Genomic DNA, 18612 nt, shown 5'->3' on the forward strand with positions numbered 1-18612 from the left:
AGATCAGTTCTTTGTGAGCCGGAGGTCCATCTGGTAGAACCGGAACGTCCGATCATCTCCTGCGATATGACTGTAACGGCTTAATACATCCAGAATGAACTCGGGCTTCGCCTCATCCGGGAGCCCCCGTGTCCACTCGACGAAGGTAACGGAGCCAAAAGCAGCGAAGCCCTCTCGAGAACCGAAGTCCCAGGACTTGTCCGTCACGTTGACGCTCGCGACTCCCAGGCCGCAGCGCTCTGCCAGGGATGCGTATTCTTCTGCGGTCAGGTGCAGATAGGGATCCACATACCCGTCGTAGTACCTCTTCCATCTCTCAGACTTGCGGGTCTCCTCGAGAACATCCTCAAGGCTCTGACGCTCGCCCTTAGGGACCAGGCGCAGTTGCGCTCTTCCCGACGGCTGGAGTGCCCCATGGATAGCGCGCAGAGCCCGATCCTGTTCCGGTATCCAATGGAGCGCGTTAAATGAGACCACCAGGTCGAACTCTTCCCTGAAATCGATCCGCCGGATGTCGCAGACTTCGAACCTCAGTCTGGAAGAGCCTGACGCGTAGTGATCGCGAGCGAAGGTGATCATGTCCGCCGAGGCATCCACCCCTACAACTGAGCCGTCGGGGATGCGGGCGGCGATCTCGGCAGTTATCTTTCCGTTTCCACAGCCGAGGTCCAGGATATGGTTCGCGTCCTGAAGATCCAGCAAGGACAGGACCTCGGCTGCCATTGCCTGTTGCAGCGCAGATATACGGTCGTAACCAGAAGCATTCCACTCCGTCATGCGCTCCGCTCCTGACCTGTTTTCTTCCGACCAGATCGTAGCATTCCACACTCGAAGCAAGACAGCCCTTGCAGGATGCTTCTTCCTCGGAGAGAATCCATGCCACCACGTTTCGGGGGCATCACGTGCGCTCTGTCGCGTTTGCAAACCGTCTTGCAGTCATCTTCCTGCTCATCGTGCTCCAGGAAACGCCGGCGCGCTCGCAACAGCCGCAGCAATCGAGCGGTACTTCAACGCAAGGCGAGCTACAGGACATTCTGCTGCACCTCCAGGATAATCTCTGGGATTATCTGGGCAATGTCCCAAACTTTTTCGCCGATGAGCATGTCGTCTCTGACCTGAAGCAGGACGGAGCCCCCGGTATGAGGACTATCACCGATTCCACCTTCCGACTGACGCGCTCGGAGGTTATCGGCGAAGCCCCCACGCTAAACGAGAGCCGCGAGATCAAGCTCGTGAATCACAAGACTCCCAGGACGAAAAATATCCAGGGCCCGGCGATCCTGAGCGGAGTCTTCATCTCGGGAGTCAGCACGGTCTCTCTCGAGATGTCGCGGTGCTTCGATTACATGCTGGAGCCGTCTACACAGCTCAGAAATGAGACCGTGATTCCCATCGCTTTTGTGTTGAAGCATGATGTTCTTGATGATCCGTCCTGCCCCGGTCCGGAACCCCAATCGGGACGGGCCTGGATTGAGCAGGGCAGCTATCATCCTCTCCGGGTTGAGATGGCGATCCCGAATCACCTCGACGACAAAGGATTTCGCGTCCTGTGGACGTGGTCCGTGGATTACGCTCCGGTCAACTTTGATTCGCGGCAGTTCTGGATGCCAAAGACAATTATCTCGAAGGCCGTGGATACTCAGGCCTCCGCAGTATGGTCGTTTACGGCAACGTACAGCAACTATCACAAGCTCACGGTGAAGTCCCGGATTATCACCGATCCAGATGAAATGCCGGCCCAGCCGCAGTGACGAAGGGCGTACGTGGTAAGAATCGCACCCTCAGGAAGTTGACAAGCGCTCGAACACTCAGTCTTATGGAGTTCTCTGAAAATTCTCTGGAGGTCTATCATCTGCATGCGTCGTTATCTCCTGCCCCTCGTCGCCCTCGTCCTTACATCTCTTCCTCTCTCCGCACAGAAGCTTGCTGCAACTCCGCCCATGGGCTGGAACAGTTGGAACTGGTTCGCAGGTAAGGTCACAGACGCGGACATTCGCAAGGCTGCCGATCTGATCGTGTCGAGCGGCATGCGCGATGCCGGTTACGTCTACGTCAACATCGATGACACCTGGCAGGGTAAGCGCGACGCGAGTGGAGTGATCCACGCAAACGAGAAGTTCCCGGACATGGAAGCTCTGGCGGACTACGTTCACTCGAAGGGTTTGAAGATCGGTATCTACTCTTCGCCCGGCCCGCAGACGTGCGCTCACTACGAGGGCTCCTATGGGCATGAGGAGCAGGATGCAAAGACCTATGCTGCATGGGGAATGGACTATCTCAAGTACGATCTCTGCAGCTTTCGTAACAACATGCGACAGGACCACCCGAATGATATTCCCGCGCAAAACAAAATGATGCGGGATGCCTACGAGAAGATGCACCAGGCGCTGCTCAAGGCTGGTCGCCCTGTCGTCTACAGCCTGTGTCAGTATGGCTTCGATCAGTCGTGGCAGTGGGCACCGAAGGTCGGTGGCAACCTGTGGCGCACGACAGATGATATCCGGGCGAACTACGACAGCATGATTCTCATCGGCCTGTCGCAAGCGGGCTTGTCGAAGTATGCAGGCCCTGGACACTGGAACGATCCCGATATGCTCGAAGTAGGGAACGGAAAGATGACGCATGAAGAGGACGTCTCGCATATGACCATGTGGTCCATGCTCGCCGCTCCTCTCATTGCGGGAAACAACCTTACTCAGATGAACGATGATGTGCGTTCTGTTCTTACGAACAAAGAGGTCGTCGCTGTCGATCAGGACAAACTTGGAAAGCAGGGCGACCGCATCTTCTCTGGCGATGAGACTGAGATCTGGTCGCGTCCTCTGTCAGACGGCTCGGTCGCCCTGGCGATCTTCAACCTCTCGCACGATCAGAATGTAATGCGTGGTCTGCGTCTTCACCTCAAAGAGGCTGGCTTTCCCGCCGGAACAGCGCATGCGCGCGATCTGTGGGCAGGCAAAGATCTCGGCATGCTCAAGGACACCGATGTCTTTACGCTGCCGCGTCACGGAGCAGTGCTGCTGAAGCTTTCGAAGTAAATTGCTTTCACAGCGCAGAACCTGATCTGAGAGAATCGATCTAAGGGATTTTCCAAGGACCTCACGCCCATGTTTCAGAGCAACAAACGCACGTTCCTGTGCCGCATCACATCCTTCGCCTTGATCGCTCTTCTAAGCCCGCTCATGCGGGCGCAGCAGAAGACCCCACCGCTGGCCGGCATTGCACATATAGCGATCCGGGTGCGGTCGTTGGATGCCTCCCGCAACTTTTATGAGAGTCTCGGCTTCGAGCAGGCGTTTGCCCTGAGCGGAAAGGACGGGAAAGTCCGGGAGAGCTTCATCAAGATCAACGATCATCAATTCCTGGAGCTGTATCCTGCAAATCCTGACGTCCCCAGCGAAGCGAAGATTGGCTTTCTTCATGTTTGCTTCGAAGGCGATGATCTCCAGGCGATTCATGACGATTATGTCGATCACGGACTCACCCCGAAGGCGGTCCGCAAGGCCGGTGCCGGGAATCTTCTCTTCACCTTGGCTGGCCCCATCGATGCCAACGGTGTAGCCCAGAACCTCGAGTACACCCAATACGAGCCGGGGTCGCTTCACTCAAACGACCAGGGCAAGCATATCGGAGAGGATCGCGTCGCAGAATCCATCGCTTCGGTTTCCATAGCGGTACGCGATCCATCTGCCGCTCGCGACTTCTACTTGAATCAGCTCTCGTTCCGATCGATCGCAGGAGATCCTATGTTCCTGCACATGCCAGGCAGCTCCGGTCAGGAGATCGAGATCACAACTGCCGCCTCGCTTGGCGCGAAGGCACGCTTCGTCCTTCGCAGTTCGAATCTCTCGCGATCCGCTCGCCTGCTGCGCAAGGCTCACATCGATGCGCTTAAGTCGAAGGACACTCTGACGATCTCGGATCCGGATGGGAACGTCATCATGATCAGGAGCCTGTAGCGCGGGCGGTGTATCGATGACTCTCCAACAGGCGCTCCAGGCCGCAACCCAACGGCTGGCTGTAGACCCTCTGCTCTCAGGGACCGCAAGACGGGATGCCGAGATACTGTTGCTTCGCGCTCTCGGCATCTCGCGAGCCGCGGTATTCTCGAATCCTTCCCAGCCTCTTACCTCGGAACAGAGTCGTACCTACGACATGTTTGTTGACCGTAGACTGTGCCACGAGCCGGTCCAGTACATTCTTGGCGAGCAGGAGTTCTATGGTCTCCCTCTCCGTGTCACGCCCGCGGTACTAATCCCGCGGCCCGAGACGGAGCACCTGGTAGAAGCGGTTCTGGAACGCCTGCCGCAGGACCGCTCGCTTTCGGTCGCCGATATCGGGACCGGCTCCGGTGCGATTGCTATTGCGCTGGCCCGGCATCTCCCCCTTGCAGAATTCACGGCACTCGACCTCTCTCCTGCAGCTCTTGAGATAGCGCGTGCAAACGCTACCTCGCTCGATGTGGCGTCTCGAGTCCAGTTCCTTGTCTCCAATCTGCTGGCTGGCCTGCCGCCGGAACGAAGGCAGAACCACTTCGACGCAGTTGTCAGTAACCCGCCCTACGTTCCCCTGAGGGACGCGGCAGAGATGCATCCTCAGGTTCGCGAACATGAGCCCGCGACGGCGCTCTTTGCCGGACTGGATGGCCTCGACATCTTCAAGCGCTTCATTCCACAAGCTCAGCAGGCGCTCAAATCCGGGGGGCTGCTTGCTCTCGAGATCGGCCATGGACAGCAGGAGGCGGTGGCGGATCTTCTTTCCAGATGGAAAGACGTCGAGTTCGTCAGCGATCTTCAGTCCATCCCTCGCGTAGCACTCGCCAGAAAATAGCTCTTCCTCGCATCTTCCTATTTTGGTCTGACCAAGTGCCTTGCGCGGCAACCCAGAAAGTTCAAAGAGTGAACTATTTTGGGTTGACAGTTGAGAAAACGTATCCATATAGTCCTGTCGCGCGGTTCACATGGTTTTTCCATGGCGTGAATCGGGCCCAAGAGTCGAACTGAAGCTATTTTCGAGGCCATTACCATGCAAAGAAAACATTTAAGTGGACTATCCAATCTCCTGTTCCTTGCCTTGCTCCCGTTTGTGCTGCTTCCCCATGCCTTGGGGCAGGCTGCGGGTACTGCTAGTGTTCAGGGAACCGTTTCCGATTCCACCGGCGCCGCCATTCCCAGCGCGACCGTTGAACTGAAACAGACGGCCACGAGTGTAACTCGTACCACGTCCAGCGACGGTGCGGGCGTCTATGCTATCCCGAACTTTCCCGTCGGAGCCTATACGCTCACCGTGACCGCGCCGGGCTTTCAGGGCTTCACCCAGACCGGCACACTCGAGGTCGGCAACAGCATCCAGATCAACCCACACCTTCAGGTCGGCTCAGCCAGCGAGCATATCGAAGTGCAGTCCTCCGGCGCCGCCCTCGAGACCCAAAGTTCCACCTTCAAGCAGGTCATTGACCAGACCCGCATCACCGAGATGCCCTTGAATGGTCGCCAGGCCACCCAGCTTGTTCTCGTCTCTGGAGGTGCCGTTACTGCGCCAGTGGCCGACATCCAGACCAGCAAGAACTACCTCACTTCCACCGTCATCGCCGTCGCCGGAAGCCAGGGCAACTACAACAACTACATCCTCGACGGCGGCTATCACACCGACAACTTCACCAACACCAACCTTCCCTATCCCTTCCCCGACGCCCTGCACGAGTTCTCGGTCGAGTCCAACTCCCTGCCCGCCCGCAACGGCGTCCATCCCGGATCGCTCGTCAACGTCGTCACCAACTCCGGCTCCAACCAGTGGCATGGAACGGTGTTCGACTTCCTCCGCAATAACATCATCAACTCCACGAACTTCTTCTCGACCGCGAAAGACACGGTCAAGCGGAACCAGTTCGGCGGAACCTTGGGAGGGAAGATCATCTCTGACAAGCTCTTCTTCTTCGGAGGCTATCAGGGCACACGGGAGCACAAGACAGGCAACTCCACCAGCTACTGCCTGCCCACCCCGGCTATGCTCAATGGCGACTTCAGCCAGATGCCCACCAGCGGAAACTGCGCTTCCACCGGCGCCGCATTCAAGGATCCGATCACCGGCGTGGCCACACCCAGCCGGAAGATCCCCACCTCCGAGTTCAGCACCGCGGCAAAGAATCTCCTGCAGTACCTTCCTCTGTCTCAGGCAGACGCCGTAGGTCGCGTCAACATCGCGCTTCCCGGCAATAACACCGAGGACCAGTACATCGGCCGCATCGACTTTACTTGGAGCCCGCGGCACTCTCTCTTCGGCCGCTACTTCCTCACCAACTACAATCTGCCCTCCTACTACTCGCCTACCAACATCCTGCTCACTACGGTCCCTGGCAACGACCAGCGCGTCCAGAGCTTCACCCTCGGCGATACCTTTCTGATCACGCCTAAGCTGGTCAACACCTTCCACGGAACCTACTCCCGCCGCCGTAACAACCGCGGTCCGACGGCAGGAGGCATCAACGCCAACACCATCGGCGTCAACATCTACACTTACACTCCCGTCGACCTCCGCATCCAGATGAACGGCGGCTTCAACACAGGCTGCGGAACCTGTTCCCCTGGCTTCTTCAACGTCAACACCGAGGACTTCGCTGACGACATCGACTGGCTCGTCGGCAAGCACCAGCTCGCGCTCGGCGGCGAGATCATCCGCACCGGCGACAACACCCGCGCCGGTTATTTATTCAACGGAAGTTACTCCTTCGGCGGCGCCGCTTCGGGCGAGATTCTCGCCGACTTCCTCACCGGCCAGATGACCACCTACGGAACCTCCTTCGCCTTCAGCCAGAGCCGTGCCCAGGACACCACCTACCGCCAAACCGTCTTCGGCATCTACGCCCAAGACACATGGCATCCCATTCCCAACCTCACCATCAACTACGGGCTGCGCTGGGAGCCCAACCTCTACCAGACCGACAAGTTTGGCCGCGGTTCCATCTTCGATCAGGCTGCCTTCAACGCCAACCAGCACTCCGCCCGCTTTCCCAACGCCCCCGCCGGCAGCTTCTATTATGGAGACGCCGGGGTGAGAAAATCCTTCACTAACAATCAGCTTGGAAACGTCTCCCCGCGCGTGGGCGTTACCTTGGATCCGTACGGCACCGGCAAGACCGTCTTCCGTGTGGGCGGGGCACTGATGTACGACACGCCGTCGCTCTACACATCGCAGCGTGTCGCCTCCAACCCTCCCTTCGTCAATGAGATCGACCTCAACGGCCAGACCGCCTTCGACAACCCGTGGGGCGGATACCCTGGCGGCAACCCCTTCCCCGGCGTCTATCCTCCCGACGCGAGCGCCGTCTTTCCCACCAACACTCTGTGGGTGCTGCTGCAGAAGACAATGAAGACGCCGGTCATCTACCAATGGAACGCCAGCCTCCAGCAGGACCTCGGCCGGGGATGGATGTTCTCGGTCAACTACCTCGGCAATCAGCAGGCTCATCAGTGGGTCGGGAACGGCATCAACCCCGCCGTCTTTGTTCCGGGCAGCTGGAGCGGACCTGGTTCGTGCCAGGGCATGCCCCAGATCGTCGTCGGTACGGCTCTCTACCCTTCCAAGATCGGAGACCCCTGCTCCACCACCGGTAACCCTAATGCCCGCACCCCGCTGACGCTGGCCAATCACATCCAGGGTGTCGGTTACTCACCCACGATGACCCTGATCACCGATGGAGGCACCACCAGCTACAACGGCGTTATCGCCGCGGTGCAGCACCGCATGTCCGAAAGCTTCAGCTTGTTGACGAACTACACCTGGTCGAAGTGCAGTGCCGTCGCCGATAACCCGGGAGATATCGCCGGCCCGGCCTTCGAGCACACAAGCAACCCGCGGCTCGATCGCGGACCCTGCGGCTTCGACGCGCGCCACATCTTCAACACCACGCTCGTCGCTGCCAGTCACTTCAACTCGCTCCACGGTATCTCGGGATCTCTGGTCAACAACTGGCAGATCGCACCCCTCATCCGCATCCTCAGCGGTCTGCCACTCAACGTGACCTCCGGCACCGACAACTCCCGTACCGGCATCGGTCTTGACCGGCCTAACCTGGTCTCCGGAGCCAACCCGTATAGCGGCCAGAAGATCTTCCAGAAGTCGCCCGGCAACCTGGCCTATCTTAATAAGGCGGCCTTCGCCCAGAACGCCGTCGGAACGTACGGCAATCTTACCCGCAACGCCTTCCGCCAGCCCAGCTACTACAACGTGGACGTCGCCGTCAGCCGCATCTTCCCCGTGCATGAGCAGCTCAACTTCCAGCTCCGCATGGAGGCCTTCAACGTCTTGAATCACCCCAACCTGAACACCTTCTCTACTACCCTGAGCTCCGGAACCTTCGGCAATGCCACAGGTGCTGCCGATCCCCGTATTTTCCAGTTGGCAGGAAAGTTCAACTTCTAACCTCAACAGACTGAAACAAAAAAGAAGGGCCGTCCCAGTTCGGTACGGTCCTTCTTTTTTGCTACCCTTATGAAACTTCTCGAAAGGAGCAAGACGTCAAAATATTCACTATGACATCTGCGCAGTTACAGCAACACCTGCATTCTCTTGAGGAACGGCTGCTTCATCCTGACCGCGAGGCCAACCGTTCTGAACTGAACGCCCTGCTTGCTCCCGAGTTCAAGGAATTCTGCACCTCTGGCCGTATCTTCAATACCAACCAGCTGATGCAGGCACTCTCCAATAGCTCCGCCCGCAACGCCAGTATGAGCCACTTCTATGTCACGCCACTGGGCGAGGAAGCGGCTCTGGCCACGTATCACATCTCCACCGCCAACTCCACCTCGCATCACTCCTCCATCTGGGTCAAGCGTGGTGATAATTGGCAGATGCTCTTCCACCAGGGAACGATCGCCGCCTGAGTGTCAGGAGGGCTCCCTCCCCCGGTCCTCCCACTCCCGCTCACGGTAAGGACGATCCTTTCCCTGCCGGAATCTCTCCTCTTCTTCCCACTTTCGACGCTGCTCCTGCTCTTCCCGCTCTTCGCGTCCATCGCTCATCTGTTTCGCCCTCCCGTCTACCTCTAGCGTAAAGTGACTCTGATTGTGCTGCTGTCTCCCTGACGGAACGTCACCTCGCGGTCACTCATCGTCGTGGACGGGGCGGGATCCCCCTTCGCCAAAGGGACCAGCGTTGCGTGGTCATGATCCGTCCAACAGACCATTCCGCGCAGGCATTTAAGCTCCTGAGGAAACCCCGGCGACTCATTCCAGTGCTGCACCATATACAGAGGCGCACCGCCTGAATCTTGCACCAGAATATCGTTAGAGTAGTTGATATAGACGCGCAGACCTTCTTGCCGGACCCCGTTCCGATACACCTTGGCCAGAGGGTCGCGCAAAAACAACCTCTCCCGATAGATCGCCACCAACACGATCAGAATTATCCCGGACAATACAATAAATCGCTTCATCTTTGCTCCGTAATACCCGTAGCATCAGACTGATCTGGCCGTTCCATCATCACCTACGGCTTGTTCAGGAGGAACTCGAAGACACGGCTGGGGCCATCCTCGGGAATCAGAAAGAGATGGTTTCCCTTGAGGGCCATAGCCTCTCCCGTGAGAGGTCTTCCGCGGTCCGTCTCTCCCGCGTGCACGGTGCGCAGCAGCTTCATGGATGGCCACCGATACCAGTCCACAGCTCCGCTCGTATGACTTAGATTTCCGGACGCCACCAGGTTGCCGTCCACGTATTTGATGTCCTGATACTGGTTCGGCGAGGCATTGTCCACAACGCGAAGCTGCTTTCCATCATGATTGAAGACATAGAACTGGCGGCTTCCCCAATTTCCGGCGATCAGCGCATCGGGAGTCACCGCGACGCAACCAATGTGGTCACCGACAACAATCTTTCGCTTCACCGTGAGAGTCCGCTTATCCAGCTCCACAAGTTCGGCGGAGCTGTGGGGCTTATATTCAGCTACGGGAACCCAGATGGAGTCGCCATCGATCGAGAGACCTCCCGGGTGGAAACGAACGCCATCCGTCAGCTCCACCTGGCGTTCAAACTTCGCCGTGGCGCGGCTGAACTGATGAAGATATCCCTTTCGGCTCGCTATATCGACCGAGGTAATCCAGATATGCTGGTCATCCAGATCCATACCCTGCACGTGGTAGAGGGTCCCCTTCAGTTCCCACATCTTCGCAAGCTGAGCACCTTCCACGCCACCCAACAGATTCGCTGCAGAAGCTCTGGGCGGCTGTGCCATCAGGAGCGGACCCCACAACAGTCCAGCTATCAACAGGGCAACGTGTCGTAATCTCATCGCCACTCCAGGGCACACCGCTTACTTCTTCTCTTCGTGATATTCCTGCTCGGTATTGATGTCCCACAAAGAACTTTTGTCCACTTTCCCGGCTACCAGGCCATCCACGACCGCCATCGCTGTAAGCATGCTGTGGTCCTGATTGTTGTACTTGTGCATCCCGTTCCTGCCGACGAGGAACAGGTTCTCGAACGAATCCGTGAAGGATCGCAGTTCGTCAAACCGGTCATAGGTTCCGAAGTACGCAGGGTAAGTCTTGGGTACGCGCACGACATGGCCATCGCTCACATCTTCGGCGCGCAGGATGCCGATCTTTGCAACCTCGCCAATCGCGAACTGCTTCAGCTCGTCATCCTGCATCTTCCACAAAGGATCCGTGTCATAGCAGAAGTATTCGAGACCGATCCAGACCTTGGAAGGGTCGGCAACAAGATAGGGACTCCAGTTGTTGAAGATCTGCAAACGACCCAGCAAAACGTCTGGCTCCTGCACGTAGATCCAGGTGTCCTTCAGAAGACCGCCATCTGGCTCCCGAACCTTCAAACGGTCTGCCAGCAGACCAACGGTGATGAAGTCGCGATATTCCAGGCCTTCACTTACATCTCGAACATTCGCCGGCACAGGAGCATCCATGGCGCGAACGAGATCCCGCATCGGCATCGTCGAGAAGAAATAATCGCCGGAGAAGGTGCGTCGCTCGCCAGTCTCATCCACGGCTTCGACCGAGACAACCTTCTCTCCCTGGCAGTGAATGCGTTCGACACGCCAGCCCATGTGAATCTCACCGCCACCCCCGCGCACGAGATCGGCCACGTGCTCCCACAACTGCCCTGGACCGAACTTCGGGTACATGAACCGCTCAATCAGGCTGGTATCCGTATTCTTCTGCTGCAGGTCTTTAGATTGTCGAGCGAAGGTCTTTTTTACAAAGTGCTTCACCGCCGTCGTAAGACTCAGCCCTTTGATCCTCTGCGCACCCCACTCAGCAGAGATCTTGTCGCAGGGAGTTCCCCAGACTTTCTCGGTATAGCTCTTGAAGAAGGTCAGGTACAGCTCACGGCCAAATCGGTTGATCAGAAAGTCTTCAAGGCTCTTCTCCGGACTGATCTGCGTCACGCGCGATTTCAGGTAACTCAACCCGACTCTGAGTGTCCGTACCGGTCCAAGATTGCCCAGGGTTGTTGCCGTCAGAGTAATCGGATAATCGAAGAACCTGCGCAGGTAGTAGATGCGGCTCTTGCGCGGCCGTATCAACATCACCAGGTCTCTGTCGGCAGGCTCGTGTAGGACAAAGGTTTCAGTATGGCCATGCTGTTCCAGGTTCTCGTGGCCGGTGGCGTCGGTCTCTTCCGTCTCCGTATCGATCTCGAGCGGCCCCATGCCGCGCAGGGGAGGCTCTTCCGCCTGGTCAAGTGGAATGGATACAATGCGCTCCTTGCCCTGATAGCTGATGACCGTATCCGTTTCTGCATCTGGTGGCATCAGGTCAATCCACCACTGCATCACCCGGTCGCTCTTCGAAAAGAATCGATGCCCACCGATATCCATTCGATAGCCCTTGTAGCGAATGGTTCGTGAAATACCGCCGATCTCCTGACTACCTTCCAGAACGATCGGCTTGATCCCAGTGCGGCGAAGGAGCTCCAGCGCAGCCGTTAGACCAGCCGGTCCTGCGCCAATAATTACTGCTTGTTGCATGGACATCCTTCGAGGGCCCTCTGGAAAGTTCAATTTCGCCAGTTTATACGTAGCTTCTTGCGTTAGACGCGGCCACCTGAGCTTCGACACGCTCCGATCACCCTAAAATAGAAGATAGATCAGGCTGCCTTCATACTCCTGCTCTGCGGGTTCATCTCTATGTCTCATTATCTCGTTACGGGAGCCTCCGGCTTCTTCGGTGGAGTTCTCAAGCGTCGCCTTCTGCGGGAAGGACATACAGTCGTCAACATCGACCTCGAGAAGGATGAGGATGCGCTTCCGGGCCTTACCAGCATCCAGGGAGACCTTCGCGAGCCCGTGCTTATGAAGCGCGTCTTCGACGAGCATCGTTTCGATGCGGTCTTTCACGTTGCCGCCCAGCTTGCTCATGGCATGAAGATGGACGAGCATCTCCTCTGGACCTCCAATGTCGACGCGACGAGGCTGCTTGCCGAAAGTGCCCGCAATGCCGGTGTCCGACCTTTCGTCTTTGTCTCAACGAATTGCTTGTGGGCGTCGAATCTCGGCCATCCTGTTCACGAAGAGCGCGACACCCCAGCTCCCGTGGAGCTCTACGGCAAGTCGAAGCTCGCTGGTGAAAGATTGCTGGAGGACTTCACAGGCGACCTCGATATCGTCACTATCCGTTGTCCGACCATCATGGATGCAGGACGGCTTGGCTTGCTGGCGATCCTTTACGAGTTCATCGATGATCACAAAAAGCTCTGGGTGGTGGGCGACGGGTCCAACTGCTACCAGTTCATCTATGCTGAGGATCTCGCCACGGCCTGCATCCTTGGTGCAAAGTATGGCAAGTCGGACCTCTTCCACATCGGCTCCGACAACGTGAGATCCATGCGCGAGGTCTACGAGGCCGTCATCCGGGCTTCGGGAAGCAGGTCAAAGGTCCGTTCGCTTCCAAAAACTCCCACGATCGCCGCCATGATGGCCGCCCATAAACTCCGCATCTCACCGCTGGGGCCATATCACTACAAGATGATCGCCGAGAGCTTCGTCTTCGACACCGATCGCATCAAGCAGCGGCTCGGCTGGAGGCCCACTCTCACCAACGAAGAGATGCTGCTGAAATCCTACGAGTACTACGCAAAGAATCGCAACGAGATCAGCTCCCGGACGAATGTCTCCACCCATCGCAAGCCTGCATCGATGGGAGTCATCCGCCTTCTCAAGTGGATCTCCTGAGTGATTCAGGTACTTGCAGCCATCAGTCCATTTTTTTCTTCAGAGTCGCCGGCTGAAGAGCGTTTAGATTCTGGAAAGTCTGCAACGACCCCTCGGGTCTCCCATGGAAATCGGAGCCCTGAAGCAAAGGAGTCCCTCTCCCCCGCATCAAACAACCCATTGAACGCCGAACGCCGATCCCTCCCTCGCCGTTGGAGCTGTTGCTGTGGATTTACTCGTAGCCGTTGTACCCTCTACCAGGGCCCTCCCCCGTCTCTCCTCTTCGTGCTTCAAAGGCCATAACCCTCTTGAGGAGTTCGTTGAACGACATGCCGCCTTTTCGTTCGCGATGCTGTCGCTTTTCTATCTTGCAGTAGTTGCTGCGCTCTCGCACGCAAAGCTTCTCTGGCTGGACGAGCTGATCACGCTGCACATCGCCCAGCTTGGCAGCGCATCTTCCATATGGCATGCACTGGGCCAGGCTGCTGACCCTAATCCACCGCTGACGCATCTCGCCGTGCTCGCCTCGCTACGCCTCTTCGGCAACCACGAGTTCGCTCTACGTCTGCCTGCCATACTCGGCTACTGGTGCGGGCTGCTCTCGTTGTTTCTTTTTTTGCGGAGGCGATTGCCTGCAAGCTGGGCGCTCGCAGGAACTATTCTGTCGATGGCGAATGCTGCCTTCGACTACAGCTACGAGTCGCGCTCATACGGCATCTTCTACGGGCTCGCAATGCTTGCAGTCTTCTGCTGGAGCTGCGCCGTCGATCCCGCCGCGTCAACCACCCGCCGCCTGTACCTGTGCGGCATGGTTCTCGCGCTCGCGGCAGGTATCTGCACCAACTACTTTGCCGTGCTCGCCTTCTTTCCCATCGCCGGAGGTGAGTTCGTCCGCGGCCTGCAACGCCGCCGCTTCAACCGCCGCATCTGGATTGCGCTGGCGCTTGCCGCTACACCGCTGCTTGCGTTTCATTCGCTCATCCAGGTCTCCATCCATCGCTTCGCCCCGCACGCGTGGAACAAGGTCTCTATCGACCAGGCCTTCGACTCCTACACCGAGATGGTCGAGGTCATCCTCTTCCCTGTAGTGGCATTGCTGCTTGTGGCAGCAATTGTCTATTTCCTCTCGGGGCTGTGTCCTCATTGCAGAAGCAGGCTGCGCCCAGCGTGGCTGGCCAGATTGGCCGACGCTCATAATCAGAAGAACGACTTTGCCTTTCCACGCCATGAAGTTGCTGCAGCGTTCCTCCTCATGCTCTATCCCTTCCTTGGCTATCTGGTGGCGTCGATTCACGGAGGCATGCTGTCTCCGCGGTTCGTCATACCGGTGTGCCTCGGCTTTGCGATCGCTGGCGTCGCCGCTGCACACCACGTCTTTGGACGTGTCCCGCATGCCGGTTCCTTCGCGCTAGTCCTGGTCTTCGCAACATTCGTCGGACGCGTCTGCGCGGTAGGTGAGGCTTACAAAAGCCAGAAGCAATGCTTCTACCAGGTTATGCAGCGACTCTCCTCTTCGCCCGGCAATCAGCCCATCGCTGTGCCGGACCCCCTGATGGTCCTCACTCTCGCGCACTATGCACCGCCGTCCATCGCATCGCGCATCGTCTTTCCCGTCGACTTTCCCGCTATTCGGCTCTTCCGTGGCGAGGACTCTCCGGAAGAAAATCTGTGGGCAGGCCGAAGTCTCTACCATCTTCCAATCGTTCCGTTGGCAGACTTTCAGCGCAGCACCGGCGATTATCTGATCCTCGCCAGCGATGGCAACTGGATGGTACGCGACTTGTGGAACCACAGCTATCCCGTAAACCGGCTGCCCGCCGTATTTCCTCGAGGAGCGATCAAAGGATTCACCCCGCTCGATCACGGCGATCCAGCGTTCTTCGTCGGCTCCGGCGATCGTTCCCTTCGCGCGCAGAGCCGACCGGCACCTGTACCTTTTCGAACACAGTCCAATCTTCCCGACTCACCCTCGCTCAACCCCAGTGGTCAGTTGTGATCGGCGATGGATAAGGCAAAAAAAAATGCCGGGCGTAATCATTACGCCCGGCACTCGCATTCCGCTTGCATCAATTTATGCTGCTACTCGCTCTTTTACCTTGAAGGTAAGGCCGTCGCTGCCCGCATCCACAACGACATGGTCGCCGTGCAGCACCGTGCCGTCGAGAATCTTTACGGCCAGCTTGTCCTGCACCAGCCGCTGGATCGCCCTCTTCAGCGGACGCGCACCGTACGCGCGGTCGTAGCCCGCCTTGAAGATCGCCTTCCTTGCAGCATCGGTAAGCTCGAGCGTGATCCTGCGATCCGCCAGCAGCTCCTCCAGATCCTTCAGCCGCAGATCCACGATGTGCGTCAGCTGCGCATCGTCCAGCGGATGGAAGACCACGATGTCGTCCACGCGGTTCAGGAACTCCGGACGGAACGTCTGCTTGAGAGCATCGATCACGCGCTCCTTTGCCTCTTCAAAGCCGTCTTCGCCCTGAGCCCACGCACTCGTCAGCTTGTCCGCACCCGTGTTCGAGGTCATGATCAGCACCGTGTTCTTGAAGTCCACCGTGCGACCCTTCGAGTCCGTCAGGCGTCCATCATCCAGCACCTGCAGCAGAACGTTGAAGACATCTGGGTGCGCCTTCTCGATCTCGTCGAACAGAATCACAGAGTAGGGCCTGCGACGAACGGCTTCGGTCAGCTGACCGCCCTCATCGTATCCCACGTAGCCTGGAGGCGCGCCGATCAGTCGAGCCACGGCGTGCTTCTCCATGTATTCGCTCATGTCGATGCGTACCATCGCCTGCTCGTCATCGAACAGGAACTCCGCCAGCGCACGCGCCGTCTCCGTCTTTCCAACGCCCGTAGGCCCAAGGAAGATGAACGAACCGATGGGTCGCTTCGGATCCGACAGGCCCGCACGCGAGCGGCGAATTGCATTCGCGACCGCGGACAAGGCTTCGTCCTGCCCCACAACCCTCTCGCGCAGACGGTCCTCCATCTGCACCAGCTTCTGGGTCTCGCCCTCCAGCATCTTCGACACAGGGATGCCCGTCCATTTGGAGACGATCGCCGCGATGTCCTCCTCGTCGACCTCCTCCTTCAGCATCCTCGAAGGCTTCTTCGATACTCCCGTCGCCGCGTCGGCCTTGTCCTCGCGGACAGCCTCCTCCTGCAGCGCCGTCAGCTCCTTCAGCTCGGCTTCCTTCTTCGGAATCTCGCCGTACTGCAGCTCGGCGGCGCGCTGTAGATTGCCCTTGCGGGTCTCCTCCTGCATCTGGAAGCGCAGAGCCTCCAGCTCTTCCTTTAGCTCGGCAATACGGCCGATCGCACCACGCTCCTTCTGCCAGCGAGCGCGCAGTGCAGCCGCCTGCTCCTTAATCTCCGCAAGCTCCTTCTCGACGGCTTCCAGGCGCTCCTGCGAGTTCGGATCCTTCTCGCGCTGCAGCGCCGCACGCTCAATCTCAAGCGAGGTTGCCCGACGCTCAAGATCGTCGATCTCTACCGGTACCGAGCCAATCTGGATTGCCAGGGCAGATGCGGCCTCATCCACAAGATCGATCGCCTTATCAGGAAGGAAACGGTCCGAGATATAGCGGTGCGACAGCGTCGCCGCCGCCACAATCGCGGAATCCTTGATGCGAACCTTGTGGTGCGCCTCGTACTTCTCCTTCAGGCCGCGGAGAATCGCAATCGTGTCCTCCACGTTAGGCTCGCCGACGTACACCTGCTGGAAGCGCCGCTCGAGCGCGGCGTCCTTCTCGATGTACTTGCGATACTCGTTCAGCGTCGTCGCACCTATCGCACGCAGTTCGCCGCGAGCGAGCGCGGGTTTGAGCATGTTGCTCGCATCCATTGCTCCTTCGGCTGCGCCGGCGCCCACAAGGGTATGCAGCTCGTCGATGAACAGGATGATCTCGCCGTTCGACGCTTCAATATCCTTCAGCAGAGCCTTCAGGCGCTCCTCAAACTCGCCGCGGAACTTCGCGCCTGCGACCATCGACGCCAGGTCGAGCGCCACCACGCGCTTGTTCTTGAGAATCTCCGGAACGTCGCCCTGCACGATGCGTCGCGCCAGCCCTTCCACGATCGCGGTCTTACCCACGCCGGGTTCGCCAATCAGGACAGGATTGTTCTTCGTCCGGCGGCTCAGCACCTGGATGACACGGCGAATCTCATCGTCGCGCCCGATCACCGGGTCCAGCTTGCCCTTGCGCGCCAGCTCCGTAAGGTCTTTCGCGTACTTCTCGAGCGCCTGGAACTTGCCCTCGGGGTTCTGGTCGGTTACGCGCTGCGACCCGCGAACCTCCGCCAACGCCTTCAGGATTGCGTCGTGCGTCGCGCCATACTGCGACAGCGCGGCCTGCACCGCATCGCCCTTCTGCCTGGCCAGAGCCAGTAGCAGGTGCTCGGTCGACACATACTCGTCCTTGAAGTTTTCGGCTTCTTTGAACGCCTGCTCCAAAACCTTCTGGGTCGTCTGCGCGAGCCCCGGCTGATTCCCGCCCTGCACCTTCGGCAGCTTCTGGATCGCGGAGTTCACCGCACTCAACAGCTGCTGGACCGGCACTCCAATCTTGTCGAGCACCGGAAGTACGACACCTTCTTTGTCCTCCAGCAGCGCCGCCATCAGGTGCAGCGGCAACACCTCCGGATTTCCGTTCTCAGATGCGTGCGAGACTGCACCCTGCACCGCCTCCTGAGACTTAACTGTTAACTTCTCCCACTTAATCGCCATTCAATACCCCCCAAACTAAATCTGCCTGGAGAACCCATCTCCAGAATCCTAATCCCACTTTGGCCCGACTATCGCCCACATACACACAAAGGCGGGAGACTGGTTCGTCTCCCGCCTCAGATTTCACAGCAGAGACATATTCTTAGGCCGCAGACGACTCCTTCGGCTTGCTGGAAGCTTCCACCTGCTTTGGCGCCGACCCGGAGGTCGAACCCACCCCGATCTTGACCTGCTTCGGTTTCGCCTCCGCCTTCTTCGCCAGCGTGATGGTAAGCACTCCGGCGTCATAGTTCGCGGTTATCGACTCAGTGTCGACCGTCTGCGGAACCGTGAAGGTGCGAACGAAGCTGCCAAACCTGCGCTCGATGCGATGGAAGTTTTCCTCTTTTTCCTCTGTCTCAAACTTCCTCTCGCCCCTGACCGTCAGGGTCTGGTTTTCGAGGCGTATGTCGAGGTCGTCCTGCTTGATCCCGGGAACCTCGACCTTAACCAATACCTTGTGAGCATCCTCATAGATATCGACTGCCGGCACAAAGCCTGCTGCTGCAAGAGACTCACCCTGACCGTTTGCCGGCACGGCGAAGTCCTGGAATATCGAGTTCAACCGATTCTGCAACAGGGCTACATCGCTGAGTGGGCTGCGGAACGGAGCAAATCGAGTGATAGTCATGATCCAACTTCCTCCAATGTGAGATATCTGTCGCGGTCCGTTTTACGAATCC

Annotated in this window: 15 protein-coding genes; 8 read left to right on the forward strand and 7 right to left on the reverse strand. The window is 58.2% G+C overall.

Features of this window, described 5'->3' with window-relative positions:
- Positions 1–3: 3 nt before the first annotated feature.
- Entirely contained in the window at positions 4–777 is a 774-nt protein-coding gene (locus tag JAO29_RS11460; protein WP_334268355.1) for a class I SAM-dependent methyltransferase, read from the reverse strand.
- Positions 778–845: 68 nt separating this feature from the next.
- Here JAO29_RS11460 and JAO29_RS11465 point away from each other — a divergent pair, with 68 nt between their 5' ends.
- The 6 genes from JAO29_RS11465 (at position 846) to JAO29_RS11490 (ending at position 8882) form a co-directional block, all read left to right on the forward strand.
- The gene (locus JAO29_RS11465; RefSeq protein WP_334268356.1) at positions 846–1751 is read left to right on the forward strand and encodes a hypothetical protein; all 906 of its coding nucleotides are present in this window, start codon (positions 846–848) and stop codon (positions 1749–1751) included.
- A 105-nt stretch (positions 1752–1856) separates the two neighbouring features.
- Complete coding sequence (locus tag JAO29_RS11470) at positions 1857–3038, forward strand: glycoside hydrolase family 27 protein (RefSeq protein WP_334268357.1); 1182 nt, start codon at positions 1857–1859, stop codon at positions 3036–3038.
- A gap of 69 nt (positions 3039–3107) precedes the next feature.
- Positions 3108–3959, forward strand: coding sequence for a VOC family protein (locus JAO29_RS11475; RefSeq protein ID WP_334268358.1), 852 nt, complete (start codon positions 3108–3110; stop codon positions 3957–3959).
- Positions 3960–3975: 16 nt separating this feature from the next.
- The gene (gene prmC, locus JAO29_RS11480) at positions 3976–4830 is read left to right on the forward strand and encodes a peptide chain release factor N(5)-glutamine methyltransferase (protein ID WP_334268359.1); all 855 of its coding nucleotides are present in this window, start codon (positions 3976–3978) and stop codon (positions 4828–4830) included.
- A gap of 195 nt (positions 4831–5025) precedes the next feature.
- Positions 5026–8421: a TonB-dependent receptor gene (locus tag JAO29_RS11485; RefSeq protein ID WP_334268360.1), complete on the forward strand. Its 3396-nt coding sequence runs from the start codon at positions 5026–5028 to the stop codon at positions 8419–8421.
- Between the two features lie 110 nt (positions 8422–8531).
- A complete protein-coding gene (locus JAO29_RS11490) occupies positions 8532–8882 on the forward strand; it encodes a nuclear transport factor 2 family protein (protein WP_334268361.1) in 351 nt (116 codons plus the stop codon).
- Between the two features lie 3 nt (positions 8883–8885).
- Here the strand turns inward: JAO29_RS11490 and JAO29_RS11495 are convergent, their stop codons facing one another.
- The 4 genes from JAO29_RS11495 to JAO29_RS11510 are packed head-to-tail and all read right to left on the reverse strand — an operon-like array spanning position 8886 to position 11991.
- Positions 8886–9020 (reverse strand): hypothetical protein, encoded by a 135-nt coding sequence (locus tag JAO29_RS11495; RefSeq protein WP_334268362.1) that lies wholly within the window; start codon positions 9018–9020, stop codon positions 8886–8888.
- Between the two features lie 23 nt (positions 9021–9043).
- Positions 9044–9433: a hypothetical protein gene (locus JAO29_RS11500; RefSeq protein WP_334268363.1), complete on the reverse strand. Its 390-nt coding sequence runs from the start codon at positions 9431–9433 to the stop codon at positions 9044–9046.
- 53 nt (positions 9434–9486) lie between these two features.
- Positions 9487–10287 carry a DUF6454 family protein gene (locus JAO29_RS11505; RefSeq protein ID WP_334268364.1) on the reverse strand — a complete coding sequence of 267 codons (801 nt, stop codon included), beginning with the start codon at positions 10285–10287 and terminating at the stop codon, positions 9487–9489.
- A gap of 21 nt (positions 10288–10308) precedes the next feature.
- A complete protein-coding gene (locus JAO29_RS11510; RefSeq protein WP_334268365.1) occupies positions 10309–11991 on the reverse strand; it encodes an NAD(P)/FAD-dependent oxidoreductase in 1683 nt (560 codons plus the stop codon).
- 153 nt (positions 11992–12144) lie between these two features.
- Here JAO29_RS11510 and JAO29_RS11515 point away from each other — a divergent pair, with 153 nt between their 5' ends.
- Complete coding sequence (locus JAO29_RS11515) at positions 12145–13188, forward strand: NAD-dependent epimerase/dehydratase family protein (protein ID WP_334268366.1); 1044 nt, start codon at positions 12145–12147, stop codon at positions 13186–13188.
- Between the two features lie 205 nt (positions 13189–13393).
- The gene (locus tag JAO29_RS11520) at positions 13394–15163 is read left to right on the forward strand and encodes a glycosyltransferase family 39 protein (protein ID WP_334268367.1); all 1770 of its coding nucleotides are present in this window, start codon (positions 13394–13396) and stop codon (positions 15161–15163) included.
- Between the two features lie 75 nt (positions 15164–15238).
- Here JAO29_RS11520 and clpB read toward each other — a convergent pair whose 3' ends face one another.
- Both clpB and JAO29_RS11530 read right to left on the reverse strand, forming a co-directional pair.
- Positions 15239–17890, reverse strand: coding sequence for an ATP-dependent chaperone ClpB (gene clpB / locus JAO29_RS11525; RefSeq protein WP_334268368.1), 2652 nt, complete (start codon positions 17888–17890; stop codon positions 15239–15241).
- A gap of 142 nt (positions 17891–18032) precedes the next feature.
- Positions 18033–18560 (reverse strand): Hsp20/alpha crystallin family protein, encoded by a 528-nt coding sequence (locus JAO29_RS11530; RefSeq protein ID WP_334268369.1) that lies wholly within the window; start codon positions 18558–18560, stop codon positions 18033–18035.
- Between the last annotated feature and the right edge of the window lie 52 nt (positions 18561–18612).

This window comes from Edaphobacter sp. HDX4 (assembly GCF_036877565.1).
GTDB lineage: Bacteria > Acidobacteriota > Terriglobia > Terriglobales > Acidobacteriaceae > Edaphobacter.